The following is a 21,178-nucleotide window of genomic DNA, read 5'->3' as shown; positions in this document are numbered from 1 at the left end:
TATGTCTCGCTGCGCGGCGTGACCGGCGCCGCGAACCTGGATGTGCGCGAGGTGGCGGCCAAACTCAAGGAAATCCGCGCCCACACGAAGCTGCCGCTCGGCGTCGGCTTCGGCATCGGCAGCCCCGAGGCGGCCGCGCAGGTCGCTGAATTCGCCGACGCAGTCATCGTCGGCAGCGCCGTGGTCAAACGCATGGAGGAAATGGCGGCAAATCCGGATAAAATCCTGACCGAGGTCCCGGCCTTCATCGCCCGCCTGCGCGAGGCGATGGACCAGACCACCCAGACGCCGACATCCGCAACCGGAGCAAGACGATGAGCTGGTTCGACAAGCTGGTCCCGCCCAAGATCAAGAGCCAGGGCGTCAAGAAGGCCTCGGTGCCCGAGGGCCTGTGGAAGAAATGCCCCGCCTGCGGCACGGTACTGTACAACGCCGAGATCGAGAGCAACCTCGACGTCTGCCCCAAGTGCGCGCATCACATGCGCATCGGCGCGCGCCGGCGGCTGGATATTTTCCTCGACCCGCAGCCGCGCGACGAGATCGGGGCGACGCTGTTCCCGGTGGACCCGCTCAAGTTCAAGGACACCAAGAAATACCGCGATCGTTTGCTTGAGGCACAGCAGACCACCGGCGAACGCGACGCGCTGGTGGTTATGGAAGGCGCGCTCAAGGGCATGCCGCTGGTCGCCGGGGCCTTCGAGTTCGCCTTCATGGGCGGCTCCATGGGCGCGGTCGTCGGCGAGCGTTTTGTGCGCGGGGTCAATGTCTGCCTCGAGAAGAAAATTCCGCTGGTGTGTTTCTCCGCGAGCGGTGGCGCGCGCATGCAGGAGGCGCTGCTGTCGCTGATGCAAATGGCCAAAACCAGCGCCGCGCTCACGCACCTGACCGACGCCGGTATTCCGTATATCTCCGTGCTGACGGACCCGACCATGGGCGGCGTGTCGGCGAGTTTTGCCATGCTCGGCGACATCAATGTAGCTGAGCCGCGCGCGCTCATCGGCTTTGCCGGCCCGCGCGTGATCGAGCAGACGGTGCGTGAAAAGCTGCCCGAGGGTTTCCAGCGCTCCGAGTTCCTCGTCGAGCACGGCGCGATCGACCTGATCGTCGACCGGCGCGAGATGCGCGACAAACTCGCTAACCTGCTGGCGCTGCTCACGCGTCAGGCCAGCCCCGGCCTCCAGCCGCGCGAGTCGCCGGAAACCGAATCCGGCATCGCTGAATAACCCTGAAACCCATTAACCGCCTGAAGACGCGAACGCTTTCCGACTGGCTCGCGTGGATCGAGACGCTGCATCCGCGCACGATCGATCTCGGGCTCGAGCGGGTGCACGCCGTGCTCGACACCATGGGCCTGCGCCGTCCTACGTTTACCGCGATCACCATCACCGGCACCAACGGCAAGGGTTCGACCACAGTGATGTGCGAGACCATCCTGCGCCGCGCGGGATACAAGGTTGGCGCCTATACCTCGCCGCACCTGATCGCCTATAACGAGCGGATTCGTATCGACGGACGGAACGTTTCCGATGATGATCTTTGCGCCGCCTTCGAGCGTATCGAGGCCGCGCGCGGCACGGTGCCGCTGACCTATTTCGAATTCGGCACCCTCGCCGCCTTCGATCTGTTCCAGGCCGCGAAAATCGACATCGCGGTGCTGGAAGTGGGCATGGGCGGGCGTCTCGACGCGGTGAACGCCATCGACGGCGACGCGGCGATCGTGACTGCGGTGGACATCGACCACACGGCCTGGCTGGGCCATACCCGCGAGGCCATCGGTTACGAGAAGGCCGGGATTTTCCGCGAGGGCCGGCCGGCAATCTGCGGCGACCCGAATCCGCCGGCGATCATTACCGCCGAGGCGGCGCGGATCGGGGCGAAGCTGCTGCAATTCAACCGCGATTTTTTTGTGGAACGTTCCGGCACGGAATGGGCCTGGCGCCACGGCGAGCGTCTGCGCGCCGGCCTGCCGTACCCCTCGTTGCGCGGCGACTACCAGTTGTTCAACGCGGCCTGCGCGCTCACGGCGCTTGAAATGCTCACCGACCGTTTTCCGGTGACCCAGGCCGACGTGCGCGAGGGTCTCATTTCCGGCGTGATCCCGGGCCGGTTTCAGGTGTTGCCCGGCCGGCCGGTGCGCGTGCTCGACGTGGCGCACAACGCGCAGGCGGCGCGCTCGCTGGCGGCGACGCTGAAGCAGCAGCGTATCGAAGGGCGGACGCTGGCCGTCATCGGCATGCTCAAGGACAAGGACATCGTGTCGGTGATCGGTCCCCTCGCCGAGGTGGTGGATCGCTGGTATCCGGCGACGCTGCATACGCCGCGCGGGGCCACCGCGGCGCAGCTGATCGAATCGCTCATCGCCGCCGGTGTGCCGGCACCGGCGCAGGGATACGATGACGTGCATCAGGCCCATGCCGCGGCGCAGCGCGAGGCGACCGAGGCCGACCGCGTCGTCGTCTTTGGTTCCTTTCACACGGTCGGTGATATACTAGCCGGCCTCGGCAAGGTGTGATGACCATGGCGGACAGAAACGAAGCCCGTCCCGATTTCAATCCCAAACACCGCATCGTTGGCGCGATCATTCTCGTCGCGCTGGTGGTGATCTTTGTTCCCATGCTGCTCAATGAAAACGAGCCGCCACCGGAGTTCAAGGGCGGTCGCGAAATGCCACCGCGTGGTACCACCGAGACCAAGGTTATCGTGACGCCGGTCGCGGGTGAAGAAGCCAAACCCAGGCAAAATCCCGAGGCGGTGACGAAGACGGAAACAACGCCCGCGATTACCGAAAGCGCCCCCAAGCCGGAAACGAAAACCGCGCCGGTGGAAAAACCCGCAAAGGTTCCCGCGGCGGACAAGATCACGCAAGCCTGGGTGGTGCAGGTGGGTACGTTCTCCAACACCGACAATGCCAACCATCTGCGCGACAAGCTCAAGAGCCGCGGGCACACGGTGCATACGGAGTCAGTGACGCTGGCGGGCAAGAAGGCGCTGCGGCTCCGCGTCGGGCCGTTCAGCGACAAGGAACAGGCGGTCAAGGCGCAGGCGCAGATCCGCAAGGAATTGCGCGTGCAGGGCGTGGTGCAGTCTTATCCGTGACGACTTATGAATAAATTCGATCTGATCATCCTCGCGATCTTGCTGGTATTCACCGCGATCGGCGCGTGGCGCGGTTTGGTGCGCGAAGTTATCAGCGCACTAACCTGGGTGCTGTCCGGCGTGCTTGCCTGGTTTTTCGCGGACAGGTTTTCGGCTATTTTCAAGGGCATGGTGAACGATCCGGCGCTGCGCCAGTTGCTGGCTTTCGTGCTGATTTTTATCGTGGTCTTTGTGCTTGGCATCGTGGCGTCGTGGTTTATCCATAAACATCTTCCCGGCAAACGCGGTTTCCGCATCGCTAATCGCGCGCTGGGCGGCGTGATCGGCGCGGCGCGCGGCGGCGTGATCGTGATCGCGGTTTACCTCGTCGCCGGATTGACGCCTTTTCCGCAGCGTTCGTGGTGGCGCGAGGCGAGTTTCACGCCGTATTTCGAGCGCGCCGCGGTATATGTGGCCAGCTATATGCCGCGCGATATTGCCCGGCATGTCCGCTACGGGTAGAATTACACTTTAAGCACAGGAGGTTTTCCCTGCATGTGCGGCATTATCGGCATTCTTTCCCAAGCTCCGGTTAACCAGGCCATTTACGATGGCCTGCTGGTTCTGCAGCATCGTGGTCAGGATGCCGCGGGAATCCTCACCTGCGACGACAAGCGCGTCCATCTGCGTAAGGACAATGGCCAGGTGCGTGACGTGTTCCAGGAGCGCCACATGCTCGGCCTCAAGGGCAACATGGGCATCGGCCACGTGCGCTATCCCACCGCGGGCTGCGATTCCCCGGCCGAGGCCCAGCCGTTTTACGTGAACTCCCCGTATGGCCTGGCGCTGGCGCATAACGGCAATCTCACGAATGCCGATCAACTCAAGGACGAGCTGTACCGCGAGGACCTGCGCCACATCAACACCGATTCGGACTCCGAGATCCTGCTCAACGTTTTCGCGCACGAGCTGCAGGCGGTCGCCAAGCTGCGCCTCGCGCCGGATCACCTGTTCCGCGCCGTGTCCGCCGTGCACCGGCGCTGCCGCGGCGCCTACGCCGTCACCATGCTGGTGACGGGCTTCGGCATTCTCGCCTTCCGCGACCCGTACGGCATCCGCCCGCTGGTATTCGGCAAGCGCGAAACCGACCAGGGGACGGAGTACATGTTCGCCTCGGAGTCCGTCGCCCTCGATGTCGTGGGCTTCTCTTACGTGCGCGACGTCGCGCCGGGCGAGTGCATCATGGTGGACCTGAACGGTCAGGTGCACAGCCAGCAATGCGCCGAGAAGCCGATGCACGCGCCGTGCATCTTCGAATTCGTGTATTTCGCGCGTCCCGACTCGATGATGGACGGTATCTACGTGCACAAGACGCGGCTGCGCATGGGCGAGCGCCTGGCCAACAAGATCAAGCGCGCCTGGCCTGACATCGATATCGACGTCGTGATTCCGATCCCGGATACCTCGCGCACCGCGGCCTTGCAGATGGCCTATGAGCTCGACCTGCCGTACCGCGAGGGTTTCATCAAGAACCGCTACATCGGCCGCACCTTCATCATGCCCGGCCAGGCCGAGCGCAAGCGGTCGGTGCGCCAGAAGCTGAACGCCATCGACGTCGAGTTCCGGCGCAAGAACGTGCTGCTGGTGGACGATTCCATCGTGCGCGGCACGACCAGCAAACAGATCATCCAGATGGCGCGCGACGCCGGTGCGCGCAAGGTGTATTTTGCCTCGGCCGCGCCGCCGGTGCGCTTCCCCAACGTGTACGGCATCGACATGCCGTCGCGCGATGAGCTGATCGGCAACGGCCGCACCGAAGACGAGATCGCGGCAGTCATCGGCGCCGACAAGCTCATCTATCAGGACCTCGACGACCTGATCGAAGCCGCGCGCGAGGGTAATCCCAAGATCCAGCGCTTCGATTGTTCCTGCTTCAACGGCGAGTACATCACCGGCGACGTGACCCGCGAATACCTCGACCGCATCGAGCGTCATCGCAACGATTCCGCCAAGACCAGCCGCAGTACCGGTGGGCAGGGGGGCGGTAACGATCTCGTTAGCGCGGAAGTGCTGAGCTTCCCAAGGTAATTTTTCCTTTTTCTTAAATGTAGGGCGGGTTAGGCGATTTTTGCCGTAACCCGCCGATCGACATTTTAGTCGAGCGGCCTACGGCCGCGTGATTTGAATCTGGGATGCTCCGCCCCCGACCCAGGGTGACTTCTCTTTGCTCGTGCAAAGAGAAGTCACCAAGAGAAAGCACGCCCCGGAGCGCGCGACCCCTTCCTCCGTTCCTCGCCCCACCGGGCGCTCGCCAACTCGCCGGGCGCAAACAACGCGCCTCGGGCTCAAACACGGGCTTGCTTAACTACTCCCGGTGGGGCTGCGGTACTCGGCGCGCGCTACGGGAACCCTAAAACACCAACCGCCATAGACCTCTGCTTGACTCAAGGGGCGAGTAGCACAAATATGTACGGCAAAACTGAAATTAGTTGAGGAATTACATTGAAGGTTTATAGCTTAGTTATATTGACCTCACTAGTCCTGATCGGTTGTGTATTTGTTGATCAGTATCCGGTTGAATGGGACTCGATAAAATTGTCTACCGACAAAACATGTCCCGATGTGTCAGGAAAATTTCGCGACCGTGGCGAAAGGGAAAATTCGAGCTTCGAACCGTCACTTAGCTATCTGCTTTTGCAGTTGCATAACCAGAAAACTGCTGACACGGTGGAGATCAAATTCGTCGAGCCAACTCAGTTACTCTTCCGTGTTTTCAGCGAGCAACAGTTGCAAGCGGAATCGCTACTATCCAGTAGTAAAGGTGAATTTCAGTGCTCGGATGGATTTGTGATTATCAAGCGAGGAGAGTTCATTAATCGCGAAGGTGTGTTCGCAGGAGAAAGGTGGACGTTTTCGCTCGCGCCATCGAAAAATGGCTTAGTTATTAAAGAGAAAGACAGCGCGGTAGGAATGATGTTCATTGTCCCGGTTGTCGGCACGAGCACGACTTGGTCACGGTATCCTCGCGCTAATTGATGTCCCTAACATTTTGCTAAACCGGGCATGTACCAGCGATGCTTGCTGGATAAATGATTATTGGCTGGTCGCGAACCAACGTTTTCATATTGACACGGCAGGGTTGATGGTATAATTTTTGTGCTGATTGGCGCCGATTTGAGCTTCAGCTTGCGGGCGCGATACAAATGCCGCTAAAGCGAGAGTATCCCGCTCTAGCCGCATTCGCGGCTTTTTTCATTTAGGCCACCCGCAAGCCTGTGCCATAACCTTGAATTGAAGGAGCAGCAGGCATGTCTGACGATATCGATCAATGGGGCTTCGACACCCGCGCGGTGCGGGCGGGGCAGCACCGCACCAACGAGGGCGAGAATTCCGAGCCGATCTTTCTCACCTCCAGCTACGTCTTCAAAAACGCGGCGGAGGCGGCGGCGCGGTTTTCCGGCGCGGAGCCGGGGAATATCTACTCGCGCTTCACCAATCCCACCGTGCGCGCGTTCGAGGAGCGCCTCGCGGCGCTGGAAGGCGGCGAGAAATGCGTGGCCACGGCCTCCGGCATGGTGGCGATCCTCTCGACCTGCCTGGCGCTGCTCAAGAGCGGCGATCACATCGTTTCCTCGCGCAACATCTTCGGGGCCTCGGTGCTGTTGTTCAACAACTATCTCGCCAAGTTCGGGATCGAGACGAGCTACGTGTCGCTCACGGATTATGGCGCATGGGAAAAGGCGATCAAGCCGAACACGAAGCTGTTGTTCGTGGAGACACCATCCAATCCTCTGACAGAGATCGCCGATATTGCGCGGCTGGCGAAAATTGCACATACCAAAGGCTGCCTGCTGGTGGTGGACAATGTTTTCTGCACACCGGTGTTGCAACAACCTCTGAAGCTCGGCGCTGATATCGTGATTCATTCCGCGACTAAATACATTGATGGGCAGGGCCGTTGCGTCGGCGGCGCGGTGGTGGGTAACCAGGAACTCGTGGGTGAGAAGGTCTATGGCTTTATGCGCACCTGCGGGCCTTCCTTGAGCCCATTCAACGCCTGGGTGTTCCTCAAGGGGCTGGAAACGCTGAGCCTGCGCGTGAAGGCGCATAGCGCGAATGCGTTGGAACTGGCGAAGTGGTTGGAAAAGCAGAAGCGTGTGAAGCGCGTTTACTATCCGGGGCTGGCCTCGCACCCGCAGCACGAACTGGCCAGGAAGCAGCAGTCCGGTTTCGGCGGTATCGTGTCGTTCGAGCTGGACGGCGGCAAGGACGCGGCCTGGAAGCTGATCGACAGCACGCGTGTCATTTCCATCACCGCGAATCTGGGCGATACCAAATCCACGATCACGCACCCAGCCACGACCACGCACGGCCGCCTGACGCCCGAGCAGCGTCTTGATGCCGGCATCAGCGACGGCCTGATCCGGATTTCGGTAGGGCTGGAAGACCTGGAGGATATCAAGAAGGATCTCGCGCACGGCCTTTCATAATGCGAAGCAGAGTGTGCTGAACAAACCGGCGCTACACGATGTAGAATGAGCCAGCATGCGCGTCGGCCTGTTCGTTACCTGCCTCGTGGACCTGATGCGACCGAGCATCGGATTCGCGGCGTTGCGTTTGCTGGAGGCGGCCGGTTGTGAAGTGGTCGTACCGCCGGCCCAGACCTGCTGCGGTCAGCCGGGTTACAACTCGGGTGACCAGAAGGCCGCGAAAGCGCTGGCGCTCAAAGTCATCGAAGAATTCGAAGGCTGCGATTACGTCGTTCTGCCATCCGGTTCCTGCGCCGGCATGATACGGGTGCATTACCCGGCGCTATTCAAGGACAACCCGGCCGTCATCGAATCAATCAAGCGCCTGTCCACCCGCACTTATGAACTGACCGATTTCCTGGTCAATGTCGCCAAGCTCCAGAACATTCCCGGCAACTATTCCGGTTCGCTGACCTACCACGATTCCTGCTCCGGTCTGCGCGAGATGGGCGTGCAGGCGCAGCCGCGCGCGCTGCTGGCGAGAATGCCGGGCGTGAAGCTGACCGAGATGCGCGAATCTACCACCTGCTGCGGTTTCGGCGGTACCTTTTCGGTCAAGTTCGGCGAAATCTCCACGCGCATGGCCGACAACAAATGTGAGCACATCGACCAGACCGGCGCCGGCGCCATCGTCGCCGGCGATCTGGGTTGCCTGATGAACATCGAGGGCCGCCTGCGCCGACGTGGCGATCTTGATACGTGCGTTTTGCATATCGCAGAAGTCTTGGCTGGAGAAGATATATGCAAGTAACCGCGATGCATTTCAAGCGCAAGGCGGGCGAGAACCTGCGCAATGAAAAGCTGCAAAAGGCGCTGGAAAGGCTCCAGACCAAGTTTGTCGACGGCCGCGTGGCGGCGATCGCGGAGTTGCCGAACTTCGAGGAAATCCGCGATGCCGCCACGGACATCCGCGACAAGGTCATCTGCAACCTCGACCGTTACCTGCTGCGCTTCGAGCAGGAAGCGACCGCGCGCGGAGCGGTGGTGCATTGGGCCGAGACCGGCGACGAGGTGAACCGCATCGTGACTGAGATCGCACACCAGCATGGCCTGAACAGAATTGTGAAATCGAAGTCCATGGTTTCGGAGGAGTGCGGTCTCAACGATGCACTCGAAAGCCAGGGTCTGGACGTGCTTGAGACCGATCTCGGCGAATACATTCTGCAACTGGCTCACGAACCGCCGTCGCACATCGTGGCGCCGGTGGTGCACAAGAGCAAGGAAGAGATTGCCGATCTGTTCGAGGAAATGCACCACCGCCCACGCACCACGCAGATCGCCGAGCTGTGCCGCGAGGCGCGCGAGGTGTTGCGTCCGGGATTCCTGTCTGCCGATCTCGGGATTTCCGGCGCGAATTTTATTATCGCCGAGACTGGCTCGGTCCTGATCGTCACCAACGAGGGCAACGGCCGGCTTGCCACCACGCTCCCGCGCGTGCACGTGGCCATCACCGGCATCGAGAAGGTGGTGCCGACGCTCGAGGACGTGGCCACGCTGTTGCGGCTGTTGCCGCGTTCCGCCACCGGCCAGTCCATCACGAATTACGTCTCGGTCCTGACTGGCACCAAGGAAAAGGGTGAATCGGACGGGCCGGAGCACTTTCATATTATTTTGCTCGATAACGGCCGCAGTAAATTGCTCGGCACCGAACTGCAACCGATGCTGCGCTGTATCCGCTGTGGCGCGTGCATGAACCACTGCCCGGTGTATCAGAACATCGGTGGCCATGCCTACGGCTGGGTGTATCCGGGCCCGATGGGCTCGGTGCTGACACCATCCTTCGTGGGCCTCGAGAACGCGCTCGATCTGCCGAATGCCTCGACGTTCTGCGGCGAATGCGCGGTGGTGTGTCCGGTAAAAATTCCGCTCCCCGACCTGCTGCGACACCTGCGCACCCGGCAAGTGGAACAGCGGCTGCGACCATGGCAGGAGCGCGCTGCGCTCCGATTGTGGTCGTGGATGGCGCAACGCCCGGCGGTTTATGCCCTGGGCACCCGGCTGGTCGCACGTTTGTTACGGGTGTTTTCAGGCAGCGCGAAACGGTATCGTTATCTTCCAGGCGTGACCGGCTGGACGAACGGGCGTGACATGCCCGCGCCGGCGGGCCGGACTTTCCGCGATTTGTACAGATCACGGAGGCCAGCATGAGTGCGCGCGAGAATATCCTGGCGCGGATCGGCAAGGTGCGCGGTCCGGCCGCGGCCGTGGATGTCGACCTGGCGATACGCCGTCATCAACGTGGGCCGATACCAACGCTGGATAATGAGTTGGTAAAGCTGTTCAGCGAACGCGCCGTAAAGCTCGCCAGTGACGTTACCCAGGCTGGAACCGTTACGGAAGTTCCAGGCTTGGTCGCGAGCTACCTGCGCGAACGCGATTTGCCGATGAAGGGAGTAAGCTGGCCGGCCCTGGCGTCGCTCGACTGGCGGGATGCCGGTATCGAGATCGAACCACGCGCCGCGCGCGGCGACGATCTGGTCGGCATCACCGGTGCGTTTCTCGGTATCGCCGAGACCGGCACGCTGATGCTGCTTTCCGGCGCGCAGACGCCGGCCACGGTCAGCCTGTTGCCGGAGACGCACATCGCCGTGGTCGAGGCCGGACGCATCGTCGCGACGATGGAGCAGGCGTGGGACCGGCTGCGCGTTGAACGGGGCGCGTTGCCGCGCGCGGTAAATTTCATTTCCGGCCCCTCGCGCACGGCGGACATCGAGCAGACCGTGACGCTCGGTGCGCATGGGCCCTATCGCGTATTGATTATCATCGTTGGCTGATATTCGAAGAGGTGCACCATGACGCAACCGGTCTTATCCCTGTGGATCAATGGCAAGGCGCAGGCGAGCACGAGTTCGCGCACGGCCGACATTTATAACCCGGCGACCGGCCAAGTCATTCGGCGCGCGCCGCTGGCCAGCAAGCAGGATGTGAGTTTGGCGGTGGCGGCGGCTCGCGCGGCGTTTCCCGGCTGGCGCGATACCACGCCGCTGCGGCGCGCGCGTATCCTCATGCGGTTTCGCGAGTTGATGCAGCAGCATCGCGATGAACTCGTTCACCTGACCTGCGAGGAGCACGGCAAGACGCGCGAGGACGCCGCTGGTTCGCTGCAGCGCGGCATCGAGGTGATCGAGTTCGCCATGGGCGTGCCGCATCTGCTCAAGGGCGAAAAGGCCGAAGACGTGGGCCGCGGCGTGGACTGTCATTCGCTGCTGCAGCCGGTGGGCGTATGCGCCGGCATCACGCCGTTCAACTTTCCGGTGATGGTGCCGCTGTGGATGTTCCCGGTTTCCATCGCTTGCGGTAACACATTTATTTTGAAGCCTTCCGAGAAGGTGCCTTCGGCGAGCTTGCGCATGGCCGAGCTGTTTCACGAGGCCGGCCTGCCGGCGGGCGTGTTCAACGTGATTCCCGGCGACAAGGAGGCGGTGGATGCGCTGCTCACGCATCCCGACGTGCGCGCGGTGTCCTTCGTCGGTTCGACACCCGTGGCCAAATATATCTACGAAACCGCGGCGCGCCACGGCAAACGCGTGCAGGCCCTGGGCGGGGCGAAGAATCACGCGGTGGTGATGCCGGATGCCGATCTCGACTTCGCCGCGGACGCGCTGACCGGCGCGGCCTACGGTTCGGCGGGCGAGCGTTGCATGGCCATCTCGACGGTCGTGGCCGTGGGTGCGGTCGGCGACGCGCTGGTCGGCAAGCTGCGCGACAGGGCCGCGAAGATCAAGGTCGGGCCGGGCGAACAGGAAGGCATCGACATGGGTCCGGTGATCACGGCCGCGCATCGCGACCGCGTGCGGAAGTTGATCGATAGCGGCGTCACCGAGGGCGCGAAGCTGGTGCTCGATGGACGCGGGCTCAAGGTTTCCGGCCGGGAACAGGGTTTTTATCTCGGACCGACGCTGTTCGATCACGTCACCGCTGACATGGCCATTTACGAAGAGGAAATCTTCGGGCCGGTGCTGATCGTACTGCGCACCCATACGCTCGATGAAGCCATCCATCTGGTCAACGGCAATCCCTACGGCAACGGCACCGCGATCTTCACCCGTTCCGGCGCGCACGCACGCCGCTTCGAACGCGACATCGAAGTGGGCATGGTCGGCATCAACGTGCCGATCCCGGTGCCGATGGCGTTTTTCTCCTTCGGCGGCTGGAAGGCCTCGCTGTTCGGCGACCTGCACGTGCACGGCATGGAAGGTGTGTATTTCTACACCCGCAGCAAGGTCGTCACAAGCCGCTGGCCGGCGGTCGAGGACCAGCCCCCCTCCAGCCTGTCGATGCCGACGCTCGGTTAGCCCGCGCCGTGGACGAATCTGCGCTACAGGGAATCTACAACTACCGCCGCCTGACGGATCTCATTGCCACGGCCGGCCAGCCGTCCGAAGAAGAACTGGCCGCCGTGGCGCACGCGGGATTCGAAGCCGTGGTGAATCTCGCCCTGCACGACGCGGAATACTCCTTGCCCGACGAGCGCAGAACCGTCGAATCCACCGGCATGCGATACATACACATTCCCGTCGTGTGGGAGCGACCGTTACGCGCCGACCTCGAACGCTTTTTCGAAGTCATGGATGAAATGACAGGCAAGCGTATCTTCGTGCATTGCGCCGCCAACAAGCGCGTGTCGGCGTTCATGGCGCTGTATCGTCAATTACGGCAGGGATGGTCGGCGGAGGCCGTCATGCCCGATGTGCTAGCTATCTGGGAGCCTGATGATGTCTGGCGCCGGTTTTTTCAGGAAATGATCGGATAGCCACATGGCGGGATGCAGGCTCCACAGGCGCACGGGTTTGTCCTTCGACGGTTAACCGGATAATCTGCGCATCCATGTCAGCGTCATCCGGCCATCGGGAAAATCTTCTGCGCATCTTCCAGTCCGCGCTGGCCGTGGTCAATGGCCGCAGCTGCGTGCGCGCACGCTTGGAGGAAAGACCGCTTCCCGGAAACATATATATGGTGGCGGTGGGCAAGGCCGCCGGCGCCATGGCCCAAGGCGCGCAGGATGCGTTGGGCAAGCGCATTGCCGATGCGCTGATCATCACCAAAAAAGGGCATGCCGAACCGCTTCCCTGGCCGGTGCTGGAAGCGGGGCATCCGCTGGTGGATGAATCCAGCCTCGAGGCTGGCCGGAAGTTGCTGGCGTTCGTAGGCCGGATTCCGCAGGACGCCGCGGTACTCGTATTGATCTCCGGTGGCGCTTCGGCTTTGGTCGAAGCATTGCCGCCGCAGATCAGCCTCGATCAGTTTCAGAAAATCAACCGCTGGGTGCTCAGCTCGGGCCTGGATATCAATGACTACAATCGCATCCGCCGGCGCTTGTCCCGTCTGAAGGGCGGTCGGCTTGCCAAGCTGCTTTCTCCCCGGCGGGTTCTGTGCCTGGTGGTATCGGACGTGCCCGGCAACGACCTGCGCGCGATCGGTTCCGGTCCGCTGGTGGCGGACGAGGATCTGCGCCGGCCGCTGACGCTTCGGGATCTGCCGGATTTTATTACCGAGGCCCTGAAGCACATGCCGCCCGCGCCGGCGCCCGACGACGCCTGTTTCCAGAATGTAAAACGCGAAATCGTCGCTACCCTCGATAATGCCAAGAGTGCCGCGGTGGAAACCGCCAAGGAGTTGGGTTACCAGATCATGCTGGAGACCTCATTTGTTTCCGGCGATGCCCTGGAAGCAGGCGCCAGACTGGCGAAAAAATTGTTACGAGCGGAACCCGGCACGGTTCATGTCTGGGGCGGCGAGACCACCGTCCGGCTTCCGGAATCGCCGGGCCGCGGCGGGCGCAACCAGAGCCTCGCGCTGGCCGCGGCGATGATGCTTCAAGGGAACGATGATACGTGGTTCCTCGCCGCCGGCACCGATGGCACGGACGGCCCCACGGAAGACGCCGGTGCGCTGGTGGATGGCGGCACCATCGCGCGCGGTGCGCAGGCCGGTCTGGATGCGCGGCAATCTCTGGCGCGCGCCGACGCCGGGAGTTTTCTGGAAGCGAGCGGCGATCTGATACAGACCGGACCGACCGGGACCAATGTCATGGATATCATGCTGGGATTGAGATCAATACCCGGAAACTGACGGTCGATGACCCGGCGTTTATTTCTGTGTGGATGTTTTTTTCTGACGGCGCTGATTTCCTGCTCCGAACTGACCACGCCCGCGGCCGTGCTTTATTTTGTCGAGCACGAGCCGGGGGGAGAGCCGTATCGCACGCGCATGATTGTCACGGCGGGGTTCCTGCGCATGGACGGGGGACAGGACAGCCAGGATTTTCTGCTGTTCGACCGCGCCGACGGCAGCATCTACAGCGTCAGCAGCGCCGACAAGCAGGTGCTGGTGATCCGCCCGCGGCCGGTGGAACTGAAGCCACCGGCGAAATTCGCGCACCGGGTGGTGACCGATACGGCCGCGTATCCTGCTGTCGCCGGACGCCAAGTCACGCATTACGAACTGCTGACGAATGAAAAGCGCTGTTATGACCTGTATGCCGCGGAAGGCCTGTTGCCCGAGGCGGTCGTGGCCTTGCGCGAATATCGCCTGATTCTGGCCGGGCAGCAGGCGCTGACGGCGGCGGCGACGCCGCCCGAGATGCAGTCGCCCTGCGATCTGGCCAACAATGTTTTTCTGCCCGTGCGCCATCTGGAACACGGCTTTCCGGTGCGGCTGACGGACATGACGGGCCGGACGATGGAACTGGTGGATTACAAGACCGATTTCCGCGCCACGGCCGACATGCTCAAGTTGCCGGCGGAGTACAAGCGGCTGACGCTGGAGGAGTTGAGAGCAAAGTGAAGAATATAGAGTGTAAAGGTGTCTGCATGAGTGGATTCAGCTTTTCACTTTCATCTTTTCACTTTTCACTGATTTTCCAAGCGGCAAGCCCTCAAGCATCCAACCGCGCGCGTCCACGCTCAGCACGCTGCCCTGCTCGTACCAGTCGCCGAGCACCATGCGCCGCGCGGGCGGGCCGTCCAGATTGAATACATGTTCCTTCGGCCGGTGCGTGTGTCCGTGAATCAGGCGCTGCACGCGGTGCTCGCGCATGACGGATTCCACCGCCTTCTGGTTCACGTCCATGATTTCCGGTTTCTTGGTGGCGGTGGAATTTTTGCTGATTTCCCGGAAGTCGCGCACGATCCGGTTGCGCTCCGCGACGGATTTGCCGAGGAATTCCTTCTGCCACGCGGGATTCCGTACCTTGGCGCGGAAAGTCATGTATTCGGTATCATCGGTGCACAGCGAATCGCCATGCGTCAGCAATGTCGGTGTGCCGTAGAGATCGATGCGCGCGGGGTCCTTGAGCAGGCGGCCACCGGTGGCTTTTTCAAAGCCATCGCCCATCAAAAAGTCGCGGTTGCCGTGCATCACGAATACCGGCGTTCCGCTTGCCGTCAGTTCGCGCAGTCCGTGGATGACGGAACGGAACTCCTCCTGTTCGACGGCATCGTCACCGATCCAGTATTCGAACAGATCGCCGAGGATGTAGAGCGCGTCGGACGCGCGCGCGCGGCGGTGGAGAAAATCGAGGAACAGCCCGGTAATGGCGGGGCGCGCGCCGCAGAGATGCAGGTCGGAAATGAACAGCGTGGTTCCCGGCATCTCTGTCCCTGGGTCTCCTAGTTGTCGTCGTGGATCTGCATATGCTCGATGAGCACGTCGGACAGCGGCACGTCCTTGTGACCGAGCTTGGTGCCGGTGGCGATGCCCTTGATCTGGTCGATGATGTGCATGCCGTCCACGACCTTGCCGAACACACAGTAGCCCCAGCCGGAGGGCGTGGGCGCGGTGTAGTTGAGGAAGTCGTTGTCCCCGATGTTGATGAAAAACTGGCTGGTGGCGGAATGCGGGTCGGTGGCGCGCGCCATGGCCAGGGTGCCGCGGGCATTGCGCAGGCCGTTATTGGCCTCGTTTTCGATCGGCGGCCGGGTCATCTTCTGCGTCATGCCCGGGCCGAAACCGCCGCCCTGGATGACGAACTTGTCGATGACGCGGTGAAACAGGGTGCCGTCGTAGAAGCCGTCCTTCATGTAGGCGAGGAAATTGTCCACGGTCTTCGGCGCCTTGTCCTGATTGAGTTCCAGAACGATGGTGCCGTAGTTGGTTTTCATGTGAATCATGGAATGGGACTCTTGGGCGCTTGTGAGTGAAACCGACCCCGCCGCCGGCGGGTTTCCTGCGGAGAGTTTACACTGGATTGGCCCACCCGGCACAACGCCGGGGGTTCGCCGGAGCCGCGGTTTCCGTTACCATGGCGTCCTTCCCATGGCTTTGCGACCCTTCAAGACCCGATTTGCTCCCAGCCCCACGGGCCTGCTGCACCTCGGCAATATCCGCACGGCGTTGTTCAATTATCTGCTGGCGCGACAGGCCGGCGGGACGTTTCTGCTGCGCCTCGAAGACACCGATGCCATGCGTGGGCATGAAAAATTCGCCCGGGCGCTGGAGGAGGACCTGCGCTGGCTGGGTCTGGACTGGAACGAAGGACCGGAGACTGGCGGCAATCACGGTCCTTACGCCCAGTCGGAGCGCGGTCATGTCTATAAGGAATACTTTTCCGCCCTTGAATCCCGGGGGCTGGCCTATCCCTGTTTTTGCAGCGAGCACGAACTCGCTATCGCGCGCAAGACGGCGATCGCGGCTGCCCGCCCGCCGCGCTACTCCGGCAAATGCCGCGCGCTCTCACGCGCCGAAGCCGAGGCCCGGTTCGGTCGCGGCGAGCCCGCGACGCTGCGGTTTCGCGTCGAGGAAGGCCGAACGGTCGAGTTCGACGACAAGGTGCGCGAACGGCAGGTATTCAATACCGATGACATCGGCGATTTCATCATCCGTCGTTCCGACGGGACGCCGGCGTTTTTCTTCTGCAATGCCATCGACGATGCCGTGATGGGCGTCAGCTTGGTGGTGCGCGGCGAAGATCATTTGACTAACACACCGCGCCAGATCCTGCTGTTGCAGGCGCTCGGCCTGCCGCTGCCGGACTATGCCCACATCGCGCTCGTGGTCGGCGCCGACGGCGCGCCACTGTCTAAACGCACCGGCAGCCGTAGCGTGCAGGAACTGCGCGAAGCCGGATTTCTGCCGACCGCGATCCACAATTACCTCGCGCGTCTCGGACACACATATGAAGACAACCGTTTCATGGCGCTTGATAAACTCGTTTCCAGTTTTTCCCTGACACGATTGCACCGCGCGCCGGCGCACTACGACGAAGCGCATCTGGTTCACTGGCAGCGCGAAGCGCTTTTGCATCTGTCGGCCGGCGAGGTGGGCGACTGGATGGGTGACAAGGTCAGCGCCCTGGTGCCGGCGGACCAGCGCGAGGCGTTCGTGGTCGCGGTGCGCGCCAACGTCGTTTTCCCGGCGGATGCATTACGCTGGGCACAGATTGTTTTTTCCGACACGCTGACGATCAGTCATCCGGCGCGCGCGGCGATCACGGCGGCCGGCGAGGAATTTTTCGATGTGGCGCGCCGGGCGGTGGAAAAGCACGGAGCCGACTTCAAGGCCGTGAGCGAGATGCTGCGGCAAACACTTTCGGTCAGTGGTAAATCGCTGTTCCAGCCGTTGCGTGCGGCGCTCACGGGCGAGCTCGACGGGCCGGAGATGGCGAAACTGCTGCCGTTGATCGGCGTGGAGCGCGCCCGCGAGCGCCTCTCCAAGTTTGCGGTGCCCTAGATGACGATGCTCCATATCCATAACAGTCTTACCCGGAAGAAGGATCCTTTCACGCCCATCACGCCCGGCAAGGTCCGGCTGTATGTTTGCGGCATGACGGTGTACGATTTCTGTCACCTCGGACATGCGCGCGTGATGGTGGTGTTCGACATGGTGGCGCGCTACCTGCGCGCGCGCGGCTTCGACGTGACCTATATCCGCAACATCACCGACATCGACGACAAGATCATCAAGCGCGCCCAGGAGAACGGCGAGGACATCGGCACGCTGACTGCGCGCTTCATCCAGGCGATGAACCAGGACGCCGCCGCCCTCGGCGTGCTGCCGCCGGATGCCGAACCGCGCGCCACGGTGCATATACCGCAGATCTTGAGCATGATCGGGAAGCTCGTCGAGCGTGGCTTCGCCTACCAGGCCAGGAATGACGATGTGTACTACCACGTGCGCAAGTTTTCCCACTACGGGGCGCTGTCGGGCAAGACGCTGGATGAGCTCAAGATCGGTGCGCGCGTGGAAGTCGGCGAGGAGAAGGACGACCCCCTCGATTTCGTCCTGTGGAAGGCGGCCAAGCCCGGCGAGCCGCAGTGGGATTCGCCCTGGGGCGCGGGCCGACCCGGCTGGCATATCGAATGCTCGGCCATGTCCACCGCCTGTCTCGGCGACCACTTCGACATCCACGGCGGCGGCATGGACCTCAAGTTTCCGCATCATGAAAACGAGATCGCCCAGAGCGAGGCGGCCAGCGGCGGGAAATTCGTGAATACCTGGATGCACGTCGGTTTCGTGCGCCTCAACGAGGAAAAGATGTCGAAATCGCTCGGCAACTTCTTCACGGTGCGCGAGGTGCTGAAGAAGTTCGATCCGGAGGTGGTGCGCTATTTTATCCTGGGCAGCCACTACCGCAGCCCGCTCGACTATTCCGACGAAAACCTGCAAGGCGCCAAAGCGGCGCTGACCCGCCTGTATCTCGCGCGCAAGGACTTGCCGGCGATGCACGGGGATGTGCAAGTGTCGCGAGAGGCAGGAAGCCGAGAGCGATCGGCGGAGGGGACCGCCGCGCATGATGAAAGATTTCACGCCGCCATGGACGATGACTTCAACACGCCCGGTGCCTTGGCGGTGCTGTTTGATCTGGCGCGCGACATCAACAAGCTGCGGGAGGAGGGTAAATTGGCCGCCGCCACGCCACTCGGCGCCGCCCTGCGCCGTCTGGGTGGTATCCTGGGTCTGTTGCAGCGCGAACCCCAGGCGTTTTTGCGCGGTGGCACGGCCGACGGCCTGACCGACGAGCAGATCGAGTCCCTGATCGCCCGGCGTACGGCGGCGCGCCAGAACCGGAACTGGGCTGAGTCGGACCGTATCCGCGACGAATTGAAGGCCCAGGGGATCATCCTGGAGGACACCGCCGGTCAAACCACGTGGCGCCGGCAGTAAATCTATTCTAAGGTGCGCTTTGGCCGCTCGCGGCATCCCTGTGCTGTCCAAGGATGGACGAATGCCGCGGGCGCAGGGATGCGCAGGAGCGGCTCTCTCGCGGCATTGGTGCGTCCATGCACGGCACTATTGACCCTGTGGGTACTTATAAGTAAGTTCTTATTTTTAAAACCGGCAACCGCTAACGCCCGCGCGCCCGGTTTGGGGCTGGCGCGGGCTTTTTTATTCCCTGAGGATATTGTGGAATTAACCGGCGCAGATATTTTTGTCCGCTGCCTCGCAGACGAAGGCGTGGAGCATGTCTTCGGCTACCCTGGCGGTGCGGCGCTGCACATCTACGACGCGCTCTACCGGCAGGACAAGGTGAAGCACATCCTGGTGCGGCACGAGCAGGGCGCGGCACACGCGGCCGACGGCTACGCGCGCGCCACCGGCCGTCCCGGCGTGGTGCTCGTGACCTCTGGCCCGGGTGTGACCAACACCGTGACCGGCATCGCCACCGCGTACATGGATTCGATCCCGCTCGTGGTGTTCAGCGGCCAGGTGGCGACGAGCCTGATCGGCGACGATGCGTTTCAGGAAGTGGATGCGGTCGGCATCACGCGCCCGTGCGTGAAGCACAACTTTCTGGTGAAGGACGTCAAGGACCTCGCCACGACCATCAAGAAGGCGTTCTACATCGCCACCACCGGCCGGCCCGGCCCGGTGCTCGTGGACATCCCGAAGGATATCACCGCGCACAAGTGCGAGTACGAATACCCGAAGAGCGTCACCATGCGCTCGTACAACCCGGTGTTGAAAGGACATCCGGGCCAGATCAAGAAAGCGGTCGACCTGATGCTCGCCGCGCACCGGCCGATGTTCTACACCGGTGGCGGCGTGATACTCGGCGAGGCCTCCGAGGCGCTCACCGATCTCGTGCGCCTGCTGGCTTATCCGTGCACCAACACGCTCATGGGGCTGGGCGCGTTTCCCGCGAGCGACCCGCTGTTCATGGGCATGCTCGGCATGCACGGTACTTATGAGGCCAACATGGCGATGCACGAATGCGACGTGCTCATCGCCATCGGCGCGCGTTTCGATGACCGCGTGACCGGCGATCTCAACAAGTTCTGTCCGCACGCGCGCATCATCCACGTGGACATCGACCCGGCCTCGATCTCGAAGAACGTGCCGGTGGAAATTCCCATCGTCGGCGGCGCCGAGGCGGTGATGCGCGACATGATCAAGCTCATCAAGGCTTCCAAGAAGAAACCGGACAAGGAGGCGCTCGCCGCCTGGTGGAAGCAGATCGACCAGTGGCGTGCCATGAACTGCCTCGACTACGACCACGACAGCAAGCTCATCAAGCCGCAGTACGTGCTCGAGAAGCTCTTCGAGATTACCAAGGGCGACGCCTTCATTACTTCCGATGTCGGCCAGCATCAGATGTGGGCCGCGCAGTTCTATCGCTTCGACAAGCCGCGCCGATGGATCAACTCCGGCGGCCTGGGCACGATGGGTTTCGGACTTCCGGCGGCCATGGGTGTGAAGATGGCGTTTCCCAAGGAGACGGTGTGCTGCGTGACCGGCGAGGCTTCCATCCAGATGTGCATTCAGGAGCTTTCGACCTGCAAGCAGTACGACCTGCCCATCAAGATCATCAATCTGAACAACCGCTACATGGGCATGGTGCGCCAGTGGCAGGAATTCTTCTATGACCGCCGTTACTCGCATTCCTATATGGATGCGTTGCCGGATTTCGTGAAGCTCGCGGAATCCTACGGCCATGTCGGCATGAAGATCGAGAAGCCGGGCGACGTGGAGGGCGCGCTCAAGGAGGCGCTCAAGATGAAGGACCGGCTGGTGTTCCTGGATTTCATCACCGACCAGAACGAAAACGTCTACCCGATGATCGCCGCGGGCAAGGGCCAGCACGAAATGCATCTCAAGCCTTGCAAGGCGGTGGTGCCGACCGACCGGGAACTCGCGTGACACGCCATATCATCTCAATGCTGCTGGAAAACGAATCGGGCGCGCTGTCGCGCGTGGCCGGGCTGTTTTCCGCGCGCGGCTACAATATCGAGTCGCTCACCGTGGCGCCCACCGAGGACGCGACACTCTCGCGCCTCACGCTCGTCACCAGCGGTTCGGAAGACGTGATCGAGCAGATTACCAAGCAGCTCAACAAACTCGTGGACGTGGTCAAGCTCGTGGATCTCACGGAAGGCCCGCATATCGAGCGTGAATTGCTGATCATCAAGGTCCATGCCAACGGTACCATGCGCGACGAGGTCAAGCGGTTGGTGGATATTTTCCGTGGGCGTATCATTGACGTGACCGAAACGACTTACACCATCGAACTTACCGGCACCAGCGACAAGCTCGATGCCTTCGTGCAGGCAGTGCACGCAGCGGGCATCGTCGAGGTGGTGCGTTCCGGGGTTTCCGGCATTGCCCGCGGCGAGAAGAACCTGCGGGTGTAACTTCAG

General features: G+C 62.1%; 21 protein-coding genes. 19 read left to right on the top strand and 2 right to left on the bottom strand.

The window, feature by feature from the left end; translation table 11 throughout:
* From ACC569_RS01010 to ACC569_RS00940, 15 genes are all read left to right on the top strand, one after another.
* The coding region (locus ACC569_RS01010) for a geranylgeranylglyceryl/heptaprenylglyceryl phosphate synthase (protein WP_372521620.1) at positions 1-318 on the top strand (318 nt) is incomplete at its 5' end.
* A complete protein-coding gene (accD, locus tag ACC569_RS01005; protein WP_372521619.1) occupies positions 315-1,223 on the top strand; it encodes an acetyl-CoA carboxylase, carboxyltransferase subunit beta in 909 nt (302 codons plus the stop codon). The genes ACC569_RS01010 and accD, both read left to right, overlap by 4 nt.
* Positions 1,220-2,512: a bifunctional tetrahydrofolate synthase/dihydrofolate synthase gene (folC, locus tag ACC569_RS01000; RefSeq protein ID WP_372521624.1), complete on the top strand. Its 1,293-nt coding sequence runs from the start codon at positions 1,220-1,222 to the stop codon at positions 2,510-2,512. The genes accD and folC overlap by 4 nt, the downstream gene beginning before the upstream one ends.
* Before the next feature lie 5 nt (positions 2,513-2,517).
* The gene (locus tag ACC569_RS00995; RefSeq protein WP_372521618.1) at positions 2,518-3,096 is read left to right on the top strand and encodes an SPOR domain-containing protein; all 579 of its coding nucleotides are present in this window, start codon (positions 2,518-2,520) and stop codon (positions 3,094-3,096) included.
* A 6-nt stretch (positions 3,097-3,102) separates the two neighbouring features.
* Positions 3,103-3,597: a CvpA family protein gene (locus ACC569_RS00990; RefSeq protein WP_372521617.1), complete on the top strand. Its 495-nt coding sequence runs from the start codon at positions 3,103-3,105 to the stop codon at positions 3,595-3,597.
* A gap of 33 nt (positions 3,598-3,630) precedes the next feature.
* Entirely contained in the window at positions 3,631-5,163 is a 1,533-nt protein-coding gene (gene purF, locus ACC569_RS00985; RefSeq protein ID WP_372521616.1) for an amidophosphoribosyltransferase, read from the top strand.
* Positions 5,164-5,670: 507 nt separating this feature from the next.
* The gene (locus ACC569_RS00980; RefSeq protein WP_372521615.1) at positions 5,671-6,111 is read left to right on the top strand and encodes a hypothetical protein; all 441 of its coding nucleotides are present in this window, start codon (positions 5,671-5,673) and stop codon (positions 6,109-6,111) included.
* 272 nt (positions 6,112-6,383) lie between these two features.
* Positions 6,384-7,565 carry an O-succinylhomoserine sulfhydrylase gene (locus ACC569_RS00975; RefSeq protein WP_372521614.1) on the top strand — a complete coding sequence of 394 codons (1,182 nt, stop codon included), beginning with the start codon at positions 6,384-6,386 and terminating at the stop codon, positions 7,563-7,565.
* A 55-nt stretch (positions 7,566-7,620) separates the two neighbouring features.
* A complete protein-coding gene (locus tag ACC569_RS00970) occupies positions 7,621-8,355 on the top strand; it encodes a (Fe-S)-binding protein (protein WP_372521613.1) in 735 nt (244 codons plus the stop codon).
* On the top strand, positions 8,346-9,752 hold the full coding sequence (locus ACC569_RS00965; RefSeq protein WP_372521612.1) for a LutB/LldF family L-lactate oxidation iron-sulfur protein: 1,407 nt from the start codon (positions 8,346-8,348) through the stop codon (positions 9,750-9,752). The genes ACC569_RS00970 and ACC569_RS00965 overlap by 10 nt, the downstream gene beginning before the upstream one ends.
* Positions 9,749-10,378: a lactate utilization protein C gene (locus ACC569_RS00960; RefSeq protein WP_372521611.1), complete on the top strand. Its 630-nt coding sequence runs from the start codon at positions 9,749-9,751 to the stop codon at positions 10,376-10,378. Before ACC569_RS00965 ends, ACC569_RS00960 begins: the two co-directional genes overlap by 4 nt.
* A gap of 18 nt (positions 10,379-10,396) precedes the next feature.
* Positions 10,397-11,899: a CoA-acylating methylmalonate-semialdehyde dehydrogenase gene (locus ACC569_RS00955; RefSeq protein ID WP_372521610.1), complete on the top strand. Its 1,503-nt coding sequence runs from the start codon at positions 10,397-10,399 to the stop codon at positions 11,897-11,899.
* An 8-nt stretch (positions 11,900-11,907) separates the two neighbouring features.
* Positions 11,908-12,357 carry a protein tyrosine phosphatase family protein gene (locus tag ACC569_RS00950; RefSeq protein ID WP_372521609.1) on the top strand — a complete coding sequence of 150 codons (450 nt, stop codon included), beginning with the start codon at positions 11,908-11,910 and terminating at the stop codon, positions 12,355-12,357.
* Between the two features lie 74 nt (positions 12,358-12,431).
* Positions 12,432-13,676 carry a glycerate kinase gene (locus ACC569_RS00945; protein WP_372521608.1) on the top strand — a complete coding sequence of 415 codons (1,245 nt, stop codon included), beginning with the start codon at positions 12,432-12,434 and terminating at the stop codon, positions 13,674-13,676.
* A gap of 6 nt (positions 13,677-13,682) precedes the next feature.
* Entirely contained in the window at positions 13,683-14,390 is a 708-nt protein-coding gene (locus ACC569_RS00940) for a hypothetical protein (RefSeq protein ID WP_372521607.1), read from the top strand.
* Between the two features lie 36 nt (positions 14,391-14,426).
* On the opposite strand, the gene ACC569_RS00935 is transcribed toward ACC569_RS00940, so the two are convergent.
* Both ACC569_RS00935 and ACC569_RS00930 read right to left on the bottom strand, forming a co-directional pair.
* A complete protein-coding gene (locus ACC569_RS00935; protein ID WP_372521606.1) occupies positions 14,427-15,197 on the bottom strand; it encodes a UDP-2,3-diacylglucosamine diphosphatase in 771 nt (256 codons plus the stop codon).
* A 17-nt stretch (positions 15,198-15,214) separates the two neighbouring features.
* On the bottom strand, positions 15,215-15,715 hold the full coding sequence (locus ACC569_RS00930; protein ID WP_372521605.1) for a peptidylprolyl isomerase: 501 nt from the start codon (positions 15,713-15,715) through the stop codon (positions 15,215-15,217).
* A 145-nt stretch (positions 15,716-15,860) separates the two neighbouring features.
* Here ACC569_RS00930 and gltX point away from each other — a divergent pair, with 145 nt between their 5' ends.
* The 4 genes from gltX (at position 15,861) to ilvN (ending at position 21,172) form a co-directional block, all read left to right on the top strand.
* Entirely contained in the window at positions 15,861-17,273 is a 1,413-nt protein-coding gene (gltX, locus tag ACC569_RS00925; RefSeq protein ID WP_372521604.1) for a glutamate--tRNA ligase, read from the top strand.
* A 6-nt stretch (positions 17,274-17,279) separates the two neighbouring features.
* The gene (gene cysS / locus ACC569_RS00920; RefSeq protein ID WP_372521603.1) at positions 17,280-18,707 is read left to right on the top strand and encodes a cysteine--tRNA ligase; all 1,428 of its coding nucleotides are present in this window, start codon (positions 17,280-17,282) and stop codon (positions 18,705-18,707) included.
* A gap of 240 nt (positions 18,708-18,947) precedes the next feature.
* On the top strand, positions 18,948-20,681 hold the full coding sequence (locus ACC569_RS00915) for an acetolactate synthase 3 large subunit (RefSeq protein WP_372521602.1): 1,734 nt from the start codon (positions 18,948-18,950) through the stop codon (positions 20,679-20,681).
* Positions 20,678-21,172: an acetolactate synthase small subunit gene (gene ilvN / locus ACC569_RS00910; RefSeq protein WP_372521601.1), complete on the top strand. Its 495-nt coding sequence runs from the start codon at positions 20,678-20,680 to the stop codon at positions 21,170-21,172. Before ACC569_RS00915 ends, ilvN begins: the two co-directional genes overlap by 4 nt.
* The last annotated feature ends 6 nt before the right edge of the window (positions 21,173-21,178 follow it).

Origin of the sequence: Sulfuricaulis sp., assembly GCF_041499725.1 — a bacterium.
Taxonomy (GTDB): domain Bacteria; phylum Pseudomonadota; class Gammaproteobacteria; order Acidiferrobacterales; family Sulfurifustaceae; genus Sulfuricaulis.
Note: the sequence above shows the minus strand (reverse complement) of the source record. Positions and strands in the feature narration are given on the sequence as shown.

What these genes read in the sequence shown, in the direction of transcription:
- accD (WP_372521619.1), top strand. Translation starts at nt 315, where the DNA reads ATGAGCTGGTTCGACAAGCTGGTCCCGCCCAAGATCAAGAGCCAGGGC.
- ACC569_RS00995 (WP_372521618.1), top strand. Translation starts at nt 2,518, where the DNA reads ATGGCGGACAGAAACGAAGCCCGTCCCGATTTCAATCCCAAACACCGC.
- ACC569_RS00990 (WP_372521617.1), top strand. Translation starts at nt 3,103, where the DNA reads ATGAATAAATTCGATCTGATCATCCTCGCGATCTTGCTGGTATTCACC.
- purF (WP_372521616.1), top strand. Translation starts at nt 3,631, where the DNA reads ATGTGCGGCATTATCGGCATTCTTTCCCAAGCTCCGGTTAACCAGGCC.
- ACC569_RS00975 (WP_372521614.1), top strand. Translation starts at nt 6,384, where the DNA reads ATGTCTGACGATATCGATCAATGGGGCTTCGACACCCGCGCGGTGCGG.
- ACC569_RS00970 (WP_372521613.1), top strand. Translation starts at nt 7,621, where the DNA reads ATGCGCGTCGGCCTGTTCGTTACCTGCCTCGTGGACCTGATGCGACCG.
- ACC569_RS00965 (WP_372521612.1), top strand. Translation starts at nt 8,346, where the DNA reads ATGCAAGTAACCGCGATGCATTTCAAGCGCAAGGCGGGCGAGAACCTG.
- ACC569_RS00960 (WP_372521611.1), top strand. Translation starts at nt 9,749, where the DNA reads ATGAGTGCGCGCGAGAATATCCTGGCGCGGATCGGCAAGGTGCGCGGT.
- ACC569_RS00955 (WP_372521610.1), top strand. Translation starts at nt 10,397, where the DNA reads ATGACGCAACCGGTCTTATCCCTGTGGATCAATGGCAAGGCGCAGGCG.
- ACC569_RS00945 (WP_372521608.1), top strand. Translation starts at nt 12,432, where the DNA reads ATGTCAGCGTCATCCGGCCATCGGGAAAATCTTCTGCGCATCTTCCAG.
- ACC569_RS00940 (WP_372521607.1), top strand. Translation starts at nt 13,683, where the DNA reads ATGACCCGGCGTTTATTTCTGTGTGGATGTTTTTTTCTGACGGCGCTG.
- ACC569_RS00935 (WP_372521606.1), bottom strand. Translation starts at nt 15,197, where the DNA reads ATGCCGGGAACCACGCTGTTCATTTCCGACCTGCATCTCTGCGGCGCG.
- ACC569_RS00930 (WP_372521605.1), bottom strand. Translation starts at nt 15,715, where the DNA reads ATGATTCACATGAAAACCAACTACGGCACCATCGTTCTGGAACTCAAT.
- gltX (WP_372521604.1), top strand. Translation starts at nt 15,861, where the DNA reads ATGGCTTTGCGACCCTTCAAGACCCGATTTGCTCCCAGCCCCACGGGC.
- cysS (WP_372521603.1), top strand. Translation starts at nt 17,280, where the DNA reads ATGCTCCATATCCATAACAGTCTTACCCGGAAGAAGGATCCTTTCACG.